Here is a 20,402-nt window from a genome sequence, read left to right as displayed (position 1 = left end):
GGCTGCCTTCAAACAGGACAGAGCCGGGCGCTTCGCAGTGCCACACACCCTCCGAGGGCGCAATGCCGCAGACAGAATTATTTGCGACATCAACGCCGCGAACCCCATAAAACGGGTCTTTCGCCCGACATTTGCCGTCTCCAACGATCAAAACGCGGTGCACGGATTATTTGGCACATCGCTGGCTATGTAGCGTTTGTCTTCTGAATTGGGTTTGGTTCCTGGCGGCCTGCGAAAGCAGGCCGCCAGTTTTTTCGTGGCCGGTCATTCCAGGTGAACTTCTCCTTGAGATGTCTTCGCAACGATTGGACTCTCGATACATGAACGCACCCCTGACGTATCACGAAATCCTGCTGCGGATCCTTGCTGCGACTGTCGCCGGAATCGTGGTGGGATTGGAACGCGAAACGCGCGGAAGGCCAGCCGGACTTCGTACCACCATTCTTGCATGCGTTGCCTCTGCAATTTCAATGGTGGTGTCGGAGAGCCTCTTTGTAGATAGCGGAACGAACACTGCATGGCGTCCCGACCCTGCCCGCCTCGGCGCCGGAATTCTCACCGGGATCGGCTTCCTTGGCGCGGGAACCATCATGCGCAACAGCGACACCATCCGGGGAGTTACCACGGCCGCGAGTCTCTGGTTCGTGACGGTCCTGGGCCTTGCCTTCGGCACCGGCCTTTATTTCCTCGGGTTCATCGGGCTCGTCATCGCCCTAATCAGCCTGGGTGCGCTTCCAGCCCTCGAGAAGCTCCTGCCCGTTGATTGGTATTCAACATTAACGGTGATCGGGGCCATGGACAGCCTGAGCGAGCGAGATTTACGCGGGCGGCTCATTATCGCAGGCCTGAAGCCGAAGCGCGTCAAAATGCGGTATGACCTCGAGGCGCAGAAGATCACGGTGTCGGTTGAGGTTCAATTCAACCGCAAGAAAGCGCCCGATGTTGTTGGCAAAATCGTTCAGGATCTTCGGTCACTGCCTGGCATTCAGCAGATTCGCTGGTCGTAATTATTTTTCAGGCCTGAATGCAATGATGCTCAGAGGGGGAAGCGTCATCGGCGCGGAGAAATCCTGATTGTGCCACTTGCCTTCGGCCGCAACAACGCCGCCCATGTTTCCGACATTGCTCCCGCCGTAAACCGCGCTATCGCTGTTCAGAATTTCAAGCCACCTGCCGCCGCACGGCAATCCTATGCGATAGGCGTATCGCGGAACCGGCGTCAGGTTTGCCACGACGGCAATTGCTGCGGTGCCGTCGTTCTTCTGACGGACGAAGGACAGGACGCTGTTGTCGCTGTCTAGGCAATCAATCCAATAGAACCCGCCCGAATCGAAATCCCCCTCCCATAATCCGGGTGCCGATGCGTACAAGCGGTTCAAGTCCGCAACGAACTGTTGCAGGCCTTTGTGATAGGGGCCCGCATCCAGCAGCCACCAATCGACTTCGCCGTTTGCATTCCACTCCCCGCTTTGGCCAATCTCACATCCCATGAACAGCAGCTTCTTGCCAGGAAACAACCATTGATAACCCAGCAGCGTGCGGAGATTGGCGAACCGCTGCCAGTCGTCGCCAGGCATCCTGCCGAGCAGCGAATGCTTTCCATGCACCACCTCGTCATGTGAAAGAGGCAGGACGAAGTTTTCGTTATGGTGGTAGAGCATCGCGAACGTGAGGTCGTTCTGATGGAATCGGCGATAGATGGGATCGAGGGCAAAGTAGTTCAACGTGTCATGCATCCATCCCATGTTCCACTTGAATGAAAATCCCAATCCACCGAGATACGGAGGACGAGTGACGAGCGGCCACGCGGTGGATTCCTCGGCGATGGTCATGACTCCGGGAAATTCCACGTGCGTGATGTGATTGAACTTCCGCAGGAACTCGATCGCCTCCAGGTTTTCGCGCCCGCCAAATTGGTTGGGAATCCACTCGCCCTGCTTGCGCGAGTAGTCGAGGTAAAGCATCGACGCGACCGCATCGACCCGAAGGCCATCGACGTGAAACTGGTCACACCAAAACAGCGCATTCGCGAGCAGGAAATTGGTGACCTCGTGCCGGCCGAAGTTAAAGATGAGGGTGCCCCAATCCTGATGCGCGCCTTTGCGCGGATCCTCATGCTCGTACAACGCCGTGCCATCGAACTTTGCCAATGCCCAGGCGTCGCGTGGGAAATGTGCTGGAACCCAATCGATAATGATGCCAATACCTGCTGCATGCAGCTCATTGACGAGGTACTTGAAGTCTTCAGGAGTTCCGAACCGGCTGGTGGGCGCATAGAATCCCGTCACCTGGTAGCCCCAGGAGGGATAATACGCATGCTCAGCAATCGGGAGAAATTCAACATGCGTGAAACCCATTTTGCGCACATAAGCGATAAGAGGCTCCGCCATTTCCCGATAGCTCAATGACTCGCTTGCCGACTTCTTCCGCCACGATCCGACATGCACCTCGTAAACGCTCATCGGAGATCTCAAGGGATCGCGGCCACGCCGCTGTTGCATCCACTGTTGATCCGACCACTCGAATTTCTGGGTGTTCCAGACAATGGCGGCGTTCTTTGGCGGAGTTTCGAAGAACACGCCATAGGGATCAGTCTTCAGCGATACATGGCCGTGAAGGTCCCGAAGTTCGTACTTGTAGTGCGCCCCCTCGCCGACGCTGGGAATGAAGAGCTCCCACACCCCAGAGGAGCCGAGCGACCGCATCATGTGGTGTCGTCCGTCCCAACCGTTGAAGTCACCAACCACACTGACACGCTGCGCGTTGGGAGCCCAAACGGCGAAGCTGGTCCCCGGCACCCCGTCTATTGTGCGCAGTTGTGAACCGAGTTTTTCGTAAATTCGCCGCTCATCCCCTTTGCCAAAGAGGTATAAATCGGATTCGCCGAGCGTCGGAAGAAACGAATAAGGATCCCGGGTTCGGCGGACCTGCTTGTCGCCTCCGGTGATGACAAGGTCGTATGCGTAGACGTCGTGAGCTTCCTTCGTGACAGCTTCGAAGACGCCTGCCGGGTGAATGCGCTCCAAACGCAGGCGGGGCTTTTGTTTTTCGTGGACAGGCTCGATCTCAACCTTCGTCGCATCAGGAACAAAAGCCCGGACGACAAGGCCTGCGCGGCCTCCGAGAGGGTGCATGCCCAGCAACTCGTGTGGGGTGCGATGATTCACCTGAACGAGCCTTTGAAGTTCCTGTTGGGTCAAAACCATGGTGCCGCAATGTAGCAGACCATTCAGAAAACGACATGCAAAACAACCCCTATTTACAGGTGCGCGAGAATGCGCTTCACCTGCTGCACCGTTATTTCCATGGGCCCTTCGGTCCAAACCACGAAGGTGGATCGTTGCATCTTCTCCTCGATAGGCATTTGGGATGCAATTCGCTGCTCAATGTGTTTTGAGATCCAATTGCGCGCTGATAAGCGATTCCATTGCGACGTCGTCGAACAAGCTACGCAAAGAGTATGATCAAACTCCTCTTCCGCGTTCGTTTCGAAAAGGAGGGGAATAACTACTACGCCGTTCTCTATTCCCGCGCGGCGCCACGCCATGAGTCGCGCCTTCCAGGCATTTCGGATTCTCGGATGCAGGATCTCGTGCAAGCGGTGGCGGGCGGAAGAGTCGGAGAAAACCAGGTCGGCAAGGGCTCCCCGGCGCAACTCGCCTTTTTCATCGACAATAGAGGATCCGAAGGTCCTGACAATTTCCGACAGCGCCTGCTCCCCTGGTCGCGTGAATTCACGGGCCAGGGAATCTGTATCCACCACCTCGAACCCGAGGTTCCGCAAGACTGCGGCCAGCGTTGACTTGCCCATTCCCACCCCGCCCGTCAAACCCCACAGTTTCATCGCTGGTACTACTGGGCAACAGCGCGGTAGAACCGGTAAGGCTGCGTCCCCACATTCGGATCGGTAAAGATGAACGGCGGCACGTTGGTGAAGATCGGCAGCCATTGTGTCAGGTTCGTTGAAGCCTGAACCACTGTTGGAACAGCAGCCCCGCCGACCGACAACTGAATTCCAAAACCTGAACGCACACCCGTTACGGTGGGGGGCGTTGCAGTGGTGACATTTGCCACAAGGAATGCGACATCATCCGCAGCATTGGGATCCGCAGTCGCTGTGCGGCTCAGAATCGTGCTGACCTTCGCTCCCACGGTGGTGGCGTTCACCGTTACGGTCATTCGGCCGCCCGCATTGACCGCCAGCGTGCCAACGTTCCACCTGATGGTGCCAGCACTTTGGACGAACGAACCGGCCGTCGGAGTTGTAGAGACAAAGGACAGCCCTGCAGGCAGAAGGTTGGTAACGACGACATCCGATGCAATTGACGGGCCGTAGTTCGTTACGGCGATGACATAGACCAGTTGTGCACCTACCGGAATGTTGGTTCCCGCCGCGCTCACGGAGACACCCACGTCAGCCGCTCCAGCCAAGGGATCAACGGTTGTGAGGGAGAGAGACCATCCCCCTGCAATAGAGCCAGTGTTGAACGGAGCGTTATCCTTTACGAACAAGGACCACACGCCATTGGGATTGGCGCCATTGAATGTGGAGAGATTGGTTGAATAGGGCGCTGATGGAGCCGGATTCGGAAGAGATGTGACAGTTCCCATCACCGTTGGGCGATACGTGCCCGCAGTAATCTGGTTAGTCGTGAGGTAAGCGGCAGCGAGATCGTCGAATGTGAGGTTCACGTTGTTGATTGTGAACGAGCCGCCCGCATTGCCCTGGACCATCACTGACGGCGCAGCCGGCGAGGCAACCAAAGCCTGAATGTCGCGCGGGAAACTATGACTCACCCGATTCAATGAAACCGTGGCTTTCGTGAGAATTCGTCCAAGTCCCGAAACAGTAATGGTCGAGGGATATGGCGACGCGGATGTGTTGTCGTTGATGGCGATTGGCGTCGCGTTCGAAAACACCCGGGTGAAGGAACCGAGCACAAATGGGAATTGCACGAACCCGATGGGGTTTCCATTTTCCCGCACCTGCAGAACAGCCACGATTTGCTGGCCGTTCGTAAATGTGGGATTCACGGTGAAACTGAAATTCCGGGACGCTGACGGCCCGCGAACCGACAACGCTCCATAAGAATTGGATGCAGGGCTTGGCGAAACGATTCCGTTCGTCGCAAGCAGTGTCGCCGTGAGATTTCCGATGTTCGTGCCACTTGCGACCCGCAATCCAAATGCGAGAGTCACCGTTTCGTTGGTGTCGATCCAGCCATTCGGCGTGCTTTCTGAAATCAGGGCTGCGCCCGATGCTGCAATCGACAACGCTTCGTCGTTGTCAGCCACTGAAACGACCGTCGTGGATGGCACACCGAGGCTGGCGCCGCCCGTGGGCGCAGACAGGACGATCGAGAACCGCACCGTTCCCTGAACCGCACTGTTGTCAACGAGCGGCACAGTGAAGCTTCGGCTGGATTGGCCGTCGTTGAAGGACAGCAACCCGCTGCTATGGACGTAATTCACGCCCGAAACACCATTGCTTGCAACGGTTGTATAGCTGACTGAAACGTTTCCAGATGTTCCCCCTGTGCGAATCGCAGTCACAAGCACGCTCGAATCCCCTTCACTCGCGGAATAGGTTGGGCTGGCGAAGCTGATCGTTCCGGGAGCGATTACCGTATCAACGATCGTCAAGATTGCCGTAGACGGTTCCTGCAGAAATGATCCGCTTGGATTGCTTAAGGCGATCGCGACGGTCTTATTCCCCTGAGGCAGGCCATTGTCAATGACAGGAACCCGGACGGATTTCACCGTTTCGCCCGGAAGGAAGGTCACAATGGTGTTGGTCGGAATGTAGTCCACTCCCGCGACAGCAGTACCGCCAGTCGTCGTCGCAAAGGCCACTGACGCCGTCCCCGCTGACCCGCCCTGACGAACAATTGAAATGTCAGCACCCCCAGTGACAACATTCTTCAGGACGCTGTAAATGGAGGAGGAGAGACTGACCGATGTGTCAGTATTCACAATCGTTAGAACCGCTGTTGATTGATTACCAATACCTGCGGGCGGTGTGGGGTTTGAAAGCGAAAGATTGACAGTGAGGTTTGAAGTGACCACAAAGTCATCCATTATGGGAATGGTGACAATCTTCAGCACTTCCCCGGGCGGGAAGATCAAAGTGTTGGTGGTTCCAAGGTAATTAATCCCTGAAACAGCCGTGCCATTTGCGGTGCGGAACAGGATGCTGATATTTCCACTGCCGTCGGGATTTGGCCCGCTGGTCCCACCGGTTCGGCGGACAGTAACAACGGCGAATGATCCAAATTCCGTGACCTCGTAGTTCGCCGACGTAAAGCTGAACGCACCAGAACCGGTGGTCGAACCGCCGTAAACGCGCGCGATGTTCTCGTGAGGCTGTTCGTCATACTCCGTAAACGCACCGCCGATCACTATCATGCCATCGGGCTGGACCAGCACAGCCTCCACGTCCCCGTTGGCTCCAGCTCCAAAATTGATCGTGGGATCAACAGAACCGTTGGCCAAGAGGCGCGTCACGTGGTTGCGGGTGACGCCGTTACCCTGGGTGAACTGCCCTCCCACCACAATCCTGTTGTCGCTCTGCAGTGCGATTGCATTCACCGTGTCGTTGAATCCACTGCCCAGGTTGGCAAGGAACGCCGAATCCAGATTGCCGTTGGACGTGAGAAGGACCAATCGGTTCACGAGCGTGCTATGGAAATTCGTGAAGCTGCCACCAACTAGAATCCCGCCGTCAGGTTGAATGACGATCGCATCTACGTCAGCCCCGGGGCCGGAAGCGAGGTTCGCGACAAACACCGTATCCAGTGAGCCGTCAGCGTTCAATCTTGCCAGACGAGGCACCGGAACTCCGTTGAAGTGTGTGAAACTGCCCCCAACGATAAGTTTCCCAGCGTGGATTGAGTTTGTCGGGTAAACAGCAAGTGCTTTAACAATCCCGTCGGCACCGGTTCCCACAGAAAATGAGGGATCGGCAGAACCGTCATTGTTCAACCGAATGAGACGCGGGCTCAGGAAACTATTGACCATGCTGAACATTCCGCCTGCGTAAACCTTTCGCGCGCCGCCAATGAAATCCTCCGCGACTACGAGCACGCTGTTATCGGCTCCAGCTCCAGGATTGAAGCTCGTGTCCAGCGAACCGTCAGTCATCAGCCGGGCCAGGAAGTTTCTGTGCACGCCATTGACCGATGTGAATGAGCCACCGAGAACGATGCGCTGATCTGTCTGGATTGCGGCTGTTAGCACAGGACCGTTAGCACCCGCCATTCCGGCAAGGAAGTCTGCATCCACGGCGCCCTCGGTGTTAAGGCGAACGATCCGGTTACGGAGAATAGGTCCAACGGCGGTAAAACTGCCAACGGCAATAATCTGTCCGTTCGCCTGCAATTTAAGCGAATGGATGCTGTCATTGAACTTGGTTGCAATATCGAATTCCGTATCAGCCCCTCCAGGCGGGCGAATGAATGAATTCGCGTCGATGACGTTCACGAGAGCATCCTGCAAGGCCCCAAGCGTGGCGTTTACGGGGTTCGACAAATGAACGTTGAACGTCAGAACACCAGGAGGATTTACGGCCCCGTCGTTCAACAGCGGGATGTCGAATGAGGCGGCGAGCTGGTTGGCACTGAATGAAAGCACGCCACTTGTGGCGACATAGTTCACTCCGGCGGCGCCATTCGGTCCGTTGCTGGTTGAGTAACTTACCGAGGCTGCTCCGCTGGCACCGTCAGTCCGAATCACTGTCACGGTCGCAACGCCACCGTTTTCGTTCACCGTGTAAGAGGGCGCATTAAACTGCAGCTTCCCATAGCTGTTGTCGTTGATGATTGTAACGATCGCGTTTGTTGTGAGACCAGCGAGCGCGGGGGTGTTCGTGCCATTGAGGGCAAAGTTTGAAAGGGCAAGATTGAACTGCCGGTTGGCGCCCACGACACCCGCGTTTAGCAACGGCACGGATATCACCTTCGGCGCCACATCGCCGCTGTTCCAAACAAGCGTGTTCGTGGTTCCGATGAAATCGATGCCATTGACGGCTGATCCGTTCAGAGTGGCATAGCGCACGGAGACACTCCCGAGGCTGCCTGCCACGCGATTGACAATGAAGTTAACGAAGCCGGCGCTCTGCGCGCCTTGATACTGGTTGGTGCTCAGCGTGACATAACCCTGGTAGTTGGGGTTGATGAGCCGAATGATTGCATTGGAAATGCCGAAGGTAGCGCCAGGGGTGGTTCCCAGGTTCGAGAGAGAAATCTGAACCGTTTTCTCCTGTGCGTTCGTGTAGATGAACCCATTGTTCCGGATCGTCACAACAAATCCATTGCTCACAACGTTCTGATTAAACAACAGGGTTCGGTTCGTCAGGCCAACGTAATCGGTTCCGACCGTTGCTGTGCCGTTTGCTGTGGAATACCGCATCGACACGGTTCCGAATGTGCCGTTGCTGCGCAGGACTGTAATCAGTGCGTTGGCATTCGTCGCAACGAAGGTTGGCGATTCGAATCCAAAGACGCCCGGCTGCTGCGTATCGTCGATCAGTGCCAAAGGCGCGGTGGAGACACCGAGCGCGGCGGCAATGGGGATATTCTGCCCGCCCAGCAGAAAGTTTTCGGAATAGCTCGGATTGGAGAGCTGGAAGCTCGCATTCAGGTTTCCGGCGATTTCCGTGTTCTTGATGATGCTGACAGTTACCGTCGACAGGTTGTTGATCTCAGAGTCGGAGTTGAACAGGTTCAGGCCGTAGGGATCGATCAGGAACCCGCTGGTTCCAAACAAACCATCCGAACGCTCGCGCGTCGGACGGCTGAGGTACTGCCAGCCAATCCAATACAGCGGCGCATCACTGGTGTAGACCAGATCGCGCCCAGTCAACGCAAGGCCTGGATTCACTGAAAAATTGGCGGAGACCGGGCCGAGGACGCCGTTGGTTCGGAGCAGGCTGACAAATAGCGATGACTGGCTCTTGTTCGCTGTGTAGCTATTCAACTTCAAACCGATATTTCCCGGCCCCGGCGTCGCTCCGCCGATGAGGCGTGCAATGCTTCGGCGATTTCGTGCTCCATCGCGGCTCTTCGGCTCAACCCAAAGGTTCGGGTCTTCAAAGCTCTTGGGATACCCGAACGAATCGTTAAGCGTGTTGAACACATTGGTGTTCGGCTGCCCGCCACCCACTTGTTCGAAGGCACCGCCTATCATGACGTTCCCGTCGGTCTGCACGCCCGCGCAAAAAACTGCGGGCAAGTCCCAGGAATACACCCGCTTGAGCCCGGCGAATTGGTTGTATGCTGTATCCAGAAAAGTGGTATCGACCGTCCCGTTCGGGTAAAGACGGGTGAATCCACGACGGTGAGTGCCGTTGAATTTCGAAAATGCGCCACCCACATAGATCGTTCCATCCAGTCGCGGGATGACTGTGTAGACAACATCGTCGGCACCTGTTCCGATGAAGAAATTGGTAGTGTCAACGGTGCCGTTCTGGTTGAGGCGGACCAGGTGGTTGTTGGGGCTGCCGTTCACCGCGGTGAACACGCCGCCTGCGAGAATTTGACCGTTCAGCTGCCACGCAAGGGACAGGACCGTGTTATTGGGACCAGTTCCCGGGTTGAAGGCTGGATCAATCTGGCCGGTAAATGAATTCAGCAGCGCGATGTTTTTATATGGGCGCCCCGCAACGTCAAAACGGCCCCCGACGGCAATGCCCTCGGTTACGGAAGGAAGAATCTGAACGGAAGCTGAATAAGACCAGAAGGTGCCGCTCTCGCCGCCTCCCATGTTCATCACCAGTGTTATGAAGTTCGTAGTGACGCCGTTGGCTGGTCCGAATGGGATTTGGATCGTTCCAGTCCCGCTGACATTTCCCGTCTGAAAGATTGGAGTTCCATTGGTCTCGCCGTAATACACCCGAAGACTGTCAGGGACACCCAACATGTCATAATCGACCCGGAGTATGCCAGTCGTCGCTGGCGCGAAATTGATCACTTCCACCACTTCGTTGCTGCCTCCCGTCGACTCTGCGCCTGCGTGAATGACGAACGGCATTGGAGCCGACAGGGCATAAACAGGACCATTGAAGGTGGTGCCAGGATCGAAATCCGTGTCCAGGGTTCCATCGAAGTTCAAGCGCGCCACATGAAGTCGCTGGATGCCATTTACCTCGGTGAAATCTCCGCCGATGACAATCTTCCCGTCGGGCTGAACCAACATTGCCTGGACGGCGCCGTTGGCAAAGGGCGTGAACGATGCATCCAAGGTTCCGTCCATGTTGATCCGGGCTATGCCTGATGATCCGTTTCCATTAAACGACGTGAAGTCGCCTGCAACGACACATTGCGCACCCGAAGGCATCATCGCGACAGCGAAGATCGCCCCATTGGCGCCCGAGCCCGTTTGAAAAGACAGGTCGAGCGAGCCGTCCGGATTGATCAAAGCAATATTTCCCTGCGGATAGCCGTTGTACGACACGAAGTCTCCGACAGCTAGAGTCTGATCGTTGGTTCGCACCACCATCGCGTATACCTGACCCGCCACACCTGGATGCGCGAGGTTATTGTTCGGCCAGGTTTGGGGAACGATGTCGGGTGGAAGTGCCAAGCTCGCATTGAAGTCCGCATTATAGAGCTGGTCCACTGAACCCGCAGGCGGGGTCCGATCGTTGAACAGGATGGTTACGGCTGTTTCATTGACCATTCCAACCAGCACGGGGGTGTTTCTTCCGTTAATCTGAACCTCGCGGTAGAGCTGAACGCGGAAATCCTTGTTGAACCTCGGAAGCGCGTTCGGGGGAACCGTGAATGTAATCCGTTTAGGGATGAAATCGTTCTCGCCGAAACTGACGGAGCCCCGGGCCATCTCGAAATCGGGATTCGCGCCACGGATGGGCGGCCAGTCGGGCGGAGTAGGAACCGCGTAGTCCGATCCCGGCTGCAAGGGGAAAAAGATGTTCCGCTGCTCGTCGCCGTCTTCGCCGTCTCCCAAATAATTATTAACCCGATATTGAAGGGTGGTTGCAGACCGGTTCGTGCCAGACCGCGAGATATACAGGGAAACTTCCGGCCAGTCCGTATTCGTCTCGTTCACGTCGGAAGGAACCCGGAAATTAGCTTTTTGAAAATTGAAGATCGCGTTGGTGGGAGAGACGATCATCATGTTTGTGGTCATGGTGTTCGTGTCAACGACCTCAATCGTGTTCGGGCCGTAAGGATCTGCAGAAGTATTGAGAATCTTCACCAGTGCCAGACTCCGGTCCGAGTCGATGCGCGGCGGTGCCACGTCTCCAGATTCAAAGGGATCATACTGCGGATTTGAAAGTGAGACTCCGAAAACGACATTGCTGAGGTCGCTCCCGGAGAAGCTTGAGATGATCGGAATAAGGATGGTTTTGCTCATTTCGAAGTCGTCGAAAATGAGCGTTCCACTTACCGGTGCGTAATCGAAGCCAGCGATGCCTGCGGCGTTGTTGGTCGGTAACTGAGGTAGTTCAGTGCCGTCGATTGTTTGGTAATCCACCATGACGCGTCCAACAGCACCGCCGACGCGTGTCACGGTCAGCAAAACTCCCGGCGCGTTGAAAGTGTAATAGGTGAGAACTACCGAGTTCCTGTTCACGTCGTTACCGACAGGCGGGAAGCTTTCGGTGTCTGCGGTTTGATACAGAGGGAGTCCCGTTGAAAAGTCCATGTCCTCCGTTGCGAATCGGAACACGCCAGAGGGTTTGTAGGCCCAACTAAGTGTTCCCTCACCGACACCAAATATTGTTTTTGAACCCACAACGAAGTAATAGGTCGCTCCTCCTTTTGCATTAAACCTCAATCCGCTTGGGCCGTAGTAGTTTTGCGTGAAGGTCAGAATGGGCAAGCTGCCCCGTCCGGCAAGGGCCGCATAATCTCCGCTGCCGGAGTATGTGAACTGCGGCACTACACTGATTGGGAACAGGTCATCGTTCGCGGCTGTTTGAGCAAGGGTCGACAATTCCGTTCCGGAATAAACCGCGACCACTGTATCAAACGTTGAACCGAGCGTATCGAGGGTAACCTCCCCATCGCGTGGCGCTGTCCATTTGAACCAGATGGAAGCCTGCGCAGGATGGCCGGCATGACTCGGCTCCCCGACTTCGCTGGTAGCGTTGGTAGTGTCGAATGCGATGCTGCCCCAATCGCCGAACACTTCTTCCGCGCTTGAGAAATTATCGTTTAGCGGCTGCGCCACCACGGATTGCAGTCCGCCGATTGCCAACGCGACCGCGGCAAGCCGCCTCAGTTTAAGAAACGGATTCCAAGCCTGAATTGCTGTATGCATAGACACTCTTCTGACTGATATGATTTGACCCCGCGCAACCAACGCTGCCTTCCCCGAGCACCCCTTTATGGGGCAGGCGCGATTCCAAGAAATCACACCTGCACGCGACACCTGCACGCGGCACGCGACACCTGCACGCGACACCAACTCCTATCCTCGCCGCACTAATTCCCTATTCCTAGGGTGTGGCGCGGATATGGACTCGTCCGCTATTCTCGAATCCGAGGAAGAAGCCGCCTCCGAACCCTGCTTTCTCCAGATAGGCGCCGCGAAAGACGATCGCGGTCCCTTCCTCGTCTCGAACACTGCCGCGGAACAAACCTGTTTGCGGCGTGAATGCGATTGAAAAGTCGTGGGGCTGCTGCCTGGAGGCAGTGAATTTTTTGCCCAAGGCAAATCCGTTTGTCAGAGAGGAAAGGAGATCACCATCCGTCAATACTGCCACGCCGCGTCGAATGTTCGGCGGGGGCGTATAGCGGGATCCCATTGTCCAGGCTGTGTGGTTGAAACCCAATGGGTAGGCGCCGCCTGCCCCCTCCGGCTTGATCCACAGCGTTTGCCCACTGAAATCAGTCTCCACCTCGTCACGGAAATCGATCCATCCAATCAGGACCCCGCCACCACGATACAGTGGCGCGTATAACGGCCAGTGACCGTCGATCGAGAGCGCACTCTTTTGACTTACCTTGCTTCCGTCAGCGAGGACCGCTGAGAAGGTAAGAACACCGTTCTTTGAGACACTTACGGTTCCAAAGCCGTCACCCGCCGGCCGATCGGTGGCGCCGGCTTCTCCCTGGATCAGCAACGTATATTTGCCGGCGACGGAACCCGGGTTGAAACCACGGGTAAAGCCGCTGCGGTCGGCGGTCAGATCGGCAGTCCATTCATCAGTGATGATGCGTCCCGTGATCTGTCCCTTACCTTCCAGGTCGAGTTGCAGTTCGATCTCGGCACTTCCGACGAAATTGGTCCAGCGCCCGAGAGAATTGAATTGGCCGCTAAAGGAAGTCGATCGCGTCCCAAAGCGCATTTTCGCGCTGAAACGTCCTTTTGTCGTGGTTGCAGCAGTGAAGAACCCAGAGGATTCAGGCATCACGCCTGTTCGCGCATAGAAAAGGCCGCTGTAATTTCCCCTTGCTCCGGCAAACCCCGGATTGAAGTTATTGGCAAGTTCGTCGCGCAATGGCAGATCCGAGAAGTTGGGAATGCTGGGTGTTGATACAAAAGCCTCTGCTGCCGGGATGGGCGTCGGATCAAATGCGTTGACATCCCCTTCGCCATCGGAATTTATGGTCGTGCTCTGCACCAAGGCACGGTTGAAAGCCAGCGGACCGCTGCCATAGTCCAGGGTCACTCCACTGAATGAACCGGAGTAACTGGGCACCCAAATGAACCTGCCACCATTGCGGCCGTCCAATTTCTCAGCGATAGACACGCCGTCCGCCGTGGCTTCTGCATAGTAGATGCGGATGTTGGAATCGATGACGACATTCGTCGCGTTGAATGATGGGTCGAAATTATCGACGTTGTCTCCGAACACCAGTTCGTCAATATAGATGGCGTTGGTTGTTCCAATGACTCCGGCGCCGGTGAATCGGAACTGGGCTGCCGGCGTGGCGGCGTTCAGGACAACGCGGCCAACGGCTGCATTATCTTGAAAACCCTCAACAGTGGGCCCGCGATCCTCGGCTCCCCACGTGTGTCGAATAGTGCTTGCGCCGAACTTCGGGCCGTAGCTGGATAACGTCGTAGCAAGTAGGTCCCCCACAACGGGCTTTGTTCGCAAATTGAATCCGTCATTCACCTCGATGAAATTGGTAACACCCAAATCGCTGAGCACACCGAAGATTCGAAGATCCAGGAATCCAAGCGTTATGAGGTGATGATTAGTCAGAACGAGATTGTTCCCCGTCAAACGGATGTAGTTGCTCGAGGACATCTCCCCGCCTGTGAGCAGCGCTGTATTGAATCGCAAGTCGATCAATCCCAGCGAATCCACCGTTCCGGAGTTGTGCAGGTCCCAACTGTTCGCCTGGACGCTCCTTGCTCGGACGGTGCCGGTGTTCACCACCGCTGCAAACCGGGAACGGTCGTCGCCCCAATGAATCGTATTCGGGAATGAGACGGTGCCAGAGTTAGTAAGGTAGAGGAGCCTCGGCGCATTCGTTCCAAACCAGTCAGCGAGCGGATTGCCAGGAGCCGTCAGCCCGCTAATCGGATCCACCGGAAACACGCCAGGAACGTTAATGATTCCATTGAGAGAGGCGCTCCGGGCATCGAGGAAGAGATGCTGAACAAGCGTCATGTTATCGTTCACTTCTACATGGTCCGCATGCGCCATGAAATCGTAAACGTAGGCCGGAAGGGTGCTGGCCATTCCCGTCGCATCCAGAATCAGAGCATGGTAGATCACCGTTACGACATTGGTAAGTGGCTGCTGCACGACGATGCCGTTCGTGTCCGGTCCGTAGTTCTCATCGATAATGACGGTCACCGTATTCGTCCAAAATCCGCTCCACGCCTGAATCGTTCCGCGGGTTCGCCCCGTCACTGAATCCGGAATCAAATCATTAACAATGAGCGTTCCGTTGGTGGAACCGATGTCGAGAGCGATATTGTCGACATCCAGCAGGGTATTTGTGCTTGGAACCAGGTGGTCCGTCACGATTGAGATCTGGCCTTGCGCGACCAGTTTGGTCTCGGAGAGGTCCAGATTTTGGGACTCAATTCGAATACTGCCCGGAAGGTTTGTGAATGTTCCACCGCTAACGTTCGGAGGCCGGGAAATCACGTTGTCGATCACCGCTGTGTATGCTGAGTAAATTCCTCCATTCGTAATGATAGTATTCGTGGGAAACTCGATGCCGACGAGGTTCACAAGGTTGGAAAAGCCCCCTTGTTCCGCATTTCCTGAAACCTGGAAGAAATCAGAATTCGGAACCCCATTGTTTCCTGAGGCAGGACCAAAAATAAACGGCGGGAAGCTCCCCAAGCGGTCGATGCTGTAGTTGACAGGCCGGTAGGTTCCATCGTTGAGGTTCTGTAACAACCGTCCCCGATCATCATCGGCAGCGAGTGTGTCGATAAACTGGATCGTGTTGGTCGTGGTGATTCCTGTGAGCGGATCGGTCGATACCGATGACAAGTAGACGCTGATCGTGCCATCCGCCTCGAATGCGACACGCCCATCGAATCCTTCTGGAATCGCGACGAATGCCGCCTGCTTTACGATGTTGCTGCCGACCAGGACGTTAGTCGTACTCAGATCCTGGTTTGTCACGACAAGGGGAATCGATTGAAGGATTCGAATATGCGAGTCCGCAATGAATTCATCAGTCGATGCATTTGGAATTGTAAAACCCGCGGCCGGCAGCGACGGCGCCGGCGCAGCAAGGACCGAAGGCGCAGTCGCATTGGTGCCGAACACCCCGACATTCCATAGGGCCGCGGTGTTAATTTGACGAACAATCGGCGCCAGGTTCGTGGTGCTCCAGTTCTGGTCGTACACAGAAACAGCCGGGATAAAGAAGTTCGTCTGGAACGGATAAAAGCTGAAGCTTGAAAACGTCGCCAGAGAAGGAACAGCGAGCACGCTCTCCGCCACATCGACGTTGCCACCGGCAATCGCCATAACACCGCCGGAACCTATGGACAGCGTTCCGCGATTGATGATGTTTGTTGCGTGGATGATGAGGTGACTGGCGGCGTCGACAATTCCGAGCCGGCCATTGTAAAAGCTACGCGACGGGACCGCGATGCCAACATTGCTGGGATTATTTCGAAAGCGAAATCCCACGTTGGCAGACATCGTTCCCGTATTTGTGTAGTTGAGCGTGCTGGACGTCTCAAATGGGATTTGCTGCAGAACCGTCAAGACCAAACCATTCTGGGCGATGAACGTGCCGTTGTTGATAAAGTTGAGGGCGTCGATCGGAGGAGAATCCCCGGAAAACCCGTTGTTATAATAGAAAGTGGTCGTCGTGTCGTTGAAGAAGTTCTGACCCGCGGCGATGGGCCCGGATAGAATCATGCTGACGAACAGCGAGGCAGTGAACAATCGCTTCATAGAAATCCAGCTGGCTGACTAATTGTTGCCTCTGAGAACCCTGTTCTCCAAAGCTTCCACGCTCTCCCGTTCAGGAAATATAACCGGTGGGTTAGTAGTGCCATCGAACGCTCCCCAGACATACCCGACCTCCAGCACGTTGGCTTCATCCGCGAAGGCGGGAGACTGATGGAAATTAAACGGCCCAACGTTGTTGAACGTAATGACCGCGGGCGGTTGAATGACGCCAGGCCCAGCCTGCAGATTTCCACTTTGCGAGTTTAATGCCGAGTTGTTTTCCCAAAGAACGGTCAAACGTTCCAAAATCGCGGGATATCCGGACGCTCCGACCCCAATGTCCCCCGCTGCAAACAGCAGATCAGGAAGTCCGTTGGTCACGCCGCCGTTGATTGAACCGGCAAGAACGCGCTGGGTTTTTTGTGATCGTTTTCGTCCGTTCAGGATGTATGTGTCAGTATACCGGTTGGTAACCACCTTCACCCACCCAACACCGCTCTCATTGCCTACGCGCTTGAACACGATTTTGTCGACCCCGGGCCGAAGTGCCAGGTTGACCAGCAGGTTGGTATTCTGATTGTTGGTTCCGCCGACAGGAGTCCATGCCGCGGTACCCGGAAGCGTGCCGGGGAGCAGGTTCTCGTAGTTGTAATTGTTCGGTCGCAAAATGTAGCGGAGCCCACCGACGTCGTCGCGGGTCAACCCGGTGTAGAACATCCCGTATAAGTTCACCGAAACAGCGGAGGAATAAAAATAACTTGCCACCGCAGTGTAAGTCGGTGCCAGGGGATCGACGGGAATCTCAACGGCTTCGGAACTGTCTGCAGCCCAGTACGCATCAATAATGGTATAGGTGTAAAGAGTTCCATTGATATAACGGGATGGCTCCCACGTGACAGGATCAAAGTTCCGCATGATAACCGCATACCAATTCACACCCGCAGGTGCGCCAGGCACGGGAACACGGGACCGAAGCGACCATACAAACCGTTCAGGACTGGCGAGTCCCATCTGCTCAAGCAAATTCGCCATGGTAGCCGACTTCAAATCCAGAATGTTCAGCGCTGCGGCACGCGAATTGTAACGGCGTGTATCGTTCGGAAACTCCAGCAGATTCCGGCTCATTTTCGAAACAGGCGGGAGCGCGTTCATGATCGCCATCGCCTTGTTGACCTCCTCAACTCCCCTCTTGCCAAAATAATCGATGAAGGTTTTGTCGAAACCATACGAGATGGTTTTGATGTTCAGTCGATACTCTTCCGTGAGGTTCATCGTGCCGCCGATATCGAGACCGCCCACCTGGTAACCAAGTCGGAATGTCTGCCAGTCGGGCTCCGGACCCAGAAGAGAAAAGGCCGAGGCGCAGGGAGCCGCACCAAGAATTACGCCCAAAAATAGTGAATAGATTCTGCAGGACATATTTTAGTTGCTTGAGAACGAATAGACCTGGGCCTGGAGATCGACGCCGAATGTCGGGAGGATGCCTGACCACACGACCAGGAACCGGTCCTGTCCGTTGGCAATCACTGCCGGCAGATACTGGCGACTGATTGTCGTGGTGTTGGCATGAACATCGGGCCCTGGCAGGGCTCCCGTCAGAGAGCATGGCTTCCCAAATACTCCCTCCCGTTGGTCGCCATCCTGTTCGAGGCTCGTCCACACGATGAAATAACCATTTCCGTTGTTCGCGAGCCGGGGGCCGTACTGATCGCCGAAAGTATGAGCGTTGATCCGGATTGTGTCCGAACCGATTGTTTCCAGGTCATAAAACCGGGCATACACGTCCCAGCCATCCGCATTCTTCTGGGTGCTTTCGAATCGCGTGGCCCATGGCTTTGCGATCGGGTCTTCAAACCCTGTAGGATCATTGGGGTCGCTTGGCGCAGAATGTCTTGAAATCTCCCGCTGGCTCCAAGCCACCGCAAAACCACCTGCCTTGGACCCAGCTACCGCAGGGTTTGCGCAAAGCTTCTGGGTGGCACTGTTGATCAGCAGTTCGGGCCCACCGCTTCCCGCAGAGTCAAACACGCGGCCATAAATATCGACGCTTACTTCGTCGCGCTGCAGCTCCGAAACCCACACCACAACAAAGCCCTGCCCGGCAAGAGCGGCAACTGCAGGACTTCTCTGATTGCCTTCTGTCCATTCGTTCACCCGAAACTCTTTTCCAAGAGGAGCACCATTTGCAGAGTAGCGCCGGGCATAGATGCCCTGCAGGCTGCCATCCTGACCGTGACTGCTCCAGACCACAACGGCACTATCATCCGCTAATACAGCGACTGCAGGATCGGACTTCTGGGTCTTTCCGCCGCTGACCCTGATATCACTACGAAGGGGAACCCCGTCTGCTCGAAGGAACCGCGCATAAATCTGCTGACTGCCATTCTTTCCGCCAGACCACGCAACGACTCCGCGTCCGTCCGCAAAAACACCAATGTCAGGATCGTTCTGATCGCCTGCCGTTTTCGATTTCCACGCCGAGGTGGCGGTGAAAGGAGCCCCGACGGGTGCAAAATTCGAGGCAAGTCGCTGGACGCGGATCCGGCTTCCCAGTTTAATGACGGAATTGTCGGACCATACGAGGTAACCACCCGAATCATTAACTGCCCCGCTCGCAAACAACTGGTCCCCCAGGACCGGCCCAACAACCGGCCACTCGCCACCATCCGGATTGACACTCTGTCCAACACCCAAACCCCGGCTAAGTAACAGACAGCCGCAAACTAGAAAACTCCGGAGGGACAACGAGATAGGCATACTTCTATACTGTTTCTATCAGATTGAGAAAACTTGTCGATGCATTTTGACGAGGTGGCTCGTTCAAACGGTTACATCCGGGGTTCCTGAACCGGGATGCTGGACTGAGCGAATGGTAACTCCTCCTCGTTGTGAACCGGATTTCCGGCAGGATCAATGATCGTCGGAGTTACAAAAATAATCAGATTCTTTTTCTGTGTCTGATTCGATTCACTGCGGAACAGGCGCCCAAGGAACGGCAGATCGCCCAGCACGGGGACCTTGTCCTTCGTGCGGATCATGTTGTCAGAAATCAACCCGCCAAGGACAACGGTCTGGCCGTCCCAAACAATAGCCGATGTGGTGACCTGACGAACACGGAAGCGCGGAAGCGCGACGGGTTGCGCCAGAGGCGTCGACGCCCCGCTGCCGCCGCCCGTCGCTTGGATCTGCAGCGTGAACTGGCCGGGATCATCATAGCCGATGAATTCAGTCACGGTTGGGATGAGCGTCATCTGGACGGTATAGCCATCAGCAGAAACGTAGGGAATCACGTCTAGTGTTGGGCCCAGGGGGATTGGAGTTGGAATCGGTTGAACACCGAACGGAACTGCTTGCTGCACGACCTGGCCCACCCCCGCGGCGGCCCCTCCGCCAGCATCGCCGGTAAAGGGAACAACGGCCGTGACAATGAAGCGCAGATCAATCACCTGGATTTGCGCCTGGCGGCCACTCAGCGTAGTCACACTGCTCTCAGTCAGAACGTCAGCACCGTCGCGCTGCTCGAGCGCGCGTAAAACCACGCGAAATTGGGGATCGGTTAAGATGCCGGTGAGCGTTCCGAGCGCGGGGGCTGTATTGCGCAACCCGCCGGTGAGCAATTGATCGCTGGTGGATGGAGGAATCGTGGTCCCACCCACAATATTGCCTGGGAACTCACCGCCTGGCTGGCCGTTTTCAAAGCTGGGCGCAGTGCCGCCCTGCACACCCATCGAGCCATTGCCCATAAGGAAATTTCCGAGGTACCAATCAAACCCGAGCGCCTTGGAGTCATTCTGCGTAACTTCCACAAACTTGCTCTTTATGTTGATTTGAGGAGGAGCGATATTGAGCGTGTTGATCGCAGCTTCGATGACATCGAGTTCCTGAGATGTCGCACGGACCATCAGCGTCCCTTCGCGGTCGTTCCAGAACACGTTTTTGCCATTTTGAGGAGCAAGGTCAACACCAACCGATGCGAAGAATTGGATCACTGCTGTTTGAACTGCAGCCATCAGGTTCGTGCGTGACACGAAGGACAAGCCAGCCCCTTCAGTGCCGC

Annotated in this window: 8 protein-coding genes; 1 reads left to right on the top strand and 7 read right to left on the bottom strand. The window is 55.8% G+C overall.

What is annotated here, in order from left to right:
* The first annotated feature begins 320 nt into the window (after positions 1–320).
* Positions 321–1,007, top strand: coding sequence for an MgtC/SapB family protein (locus VEH04_19840; protein HYG25026.1), 687 nt, complete (start codon positions 321–323; stop codon positions 1,005–1,007).
* On the opposite strand, the gene glgB is transcribed toward VEH04_19840, so the two are convergent.
* The 7 genes from glgB to VEH04_19805 form a co-directional block, all read right to left on the bottom strand.
* A complete protein-coding gene (gene glgB, locus VEH04_19835) occupies positions 1,008–3,206 on the bottom strand; it encodes a 1,4-alpha-glucan branching protein GlgB (GenBank protein ID HYG25025.1) in 2,199 nt (732 codons plus the stop codon).
* Between the two features lie 53 nt (positions 3,207–3,259).
* On the bottom strand, positions 3,260–3,844 hold the full coding sequence (gene coaE, locus VEH04_19830; protein ID HYG25024.1) for a dephospho-CoA kinase: 585 nt from the start codon (positions 3,842–3,844) through the stop codon (positions 3,260–3,262).
* Positions 3,845–3,852: 8 nt separating this feature from the next.
* Entirely contained in the window at positions 3,853–12,282 is an 8,430-nt protein-coding gene (locus VEH04_19825) for a Calx-beta domain-containing protein (protein HYG25023.1), read from the bottom strand.
* 178 nt (positions 12,283–12,460) lie between these two features.
* Positions 12,461–16,348, bottom strand: coding sequence for a hypothetical protein (locus VEH04_19820; GenBank protein HYG25022.1), 3,888 nt, complete (start codon positions 16,346–16,348; stop codon positions 12,461–12,463).
* A gap of 18 nt (positions 16,349–16,366) precedes the next feature.
* Positions 16,367–17,737 (bottom strand): hypothetical protein, encoded by a 1,371-nt coding sequence (locus VEH04_19815; protein HYG25021.1) that lies wholly within the window; start codon positions 17,735–17,737, stop codon positions 16,367–16,369.
* A gap of 30 nt (positions 17,738–17,767) precedes the next feature.
* Positions 17,768–19,039 (bottom strand): hypothetical protein, encoded by a 1,272-nt coding sequence (locus VEH04_19810; protein HYG25020.1) that lies wholly within the window; start codon positions 19,037–19,039, stop codon positions 17,768–17,770.
* A gap of 134 nt (positions 19,040–19,173) precedes the next feature.
* The coding region (locus tag VEH04_19805; protein ID HYG25019.1) for a hypothetical protein at positions 19,174–20,402 on the bottom strand (1,229 nt) is incomplete at its 5' end.

The organism is Verrucomicrobiia bacterium (assembly GCA_035629175.1).
Taxonomy (GTDB): domain Bacteria; phylum Verrucomicrobiota; class Verrucomicrobiia; order Limisphaerales; family DASXHY01; genus DASXHY01.
This window is presented reverse-complemented; position numbering and strand designations above follow the sequence as displayed.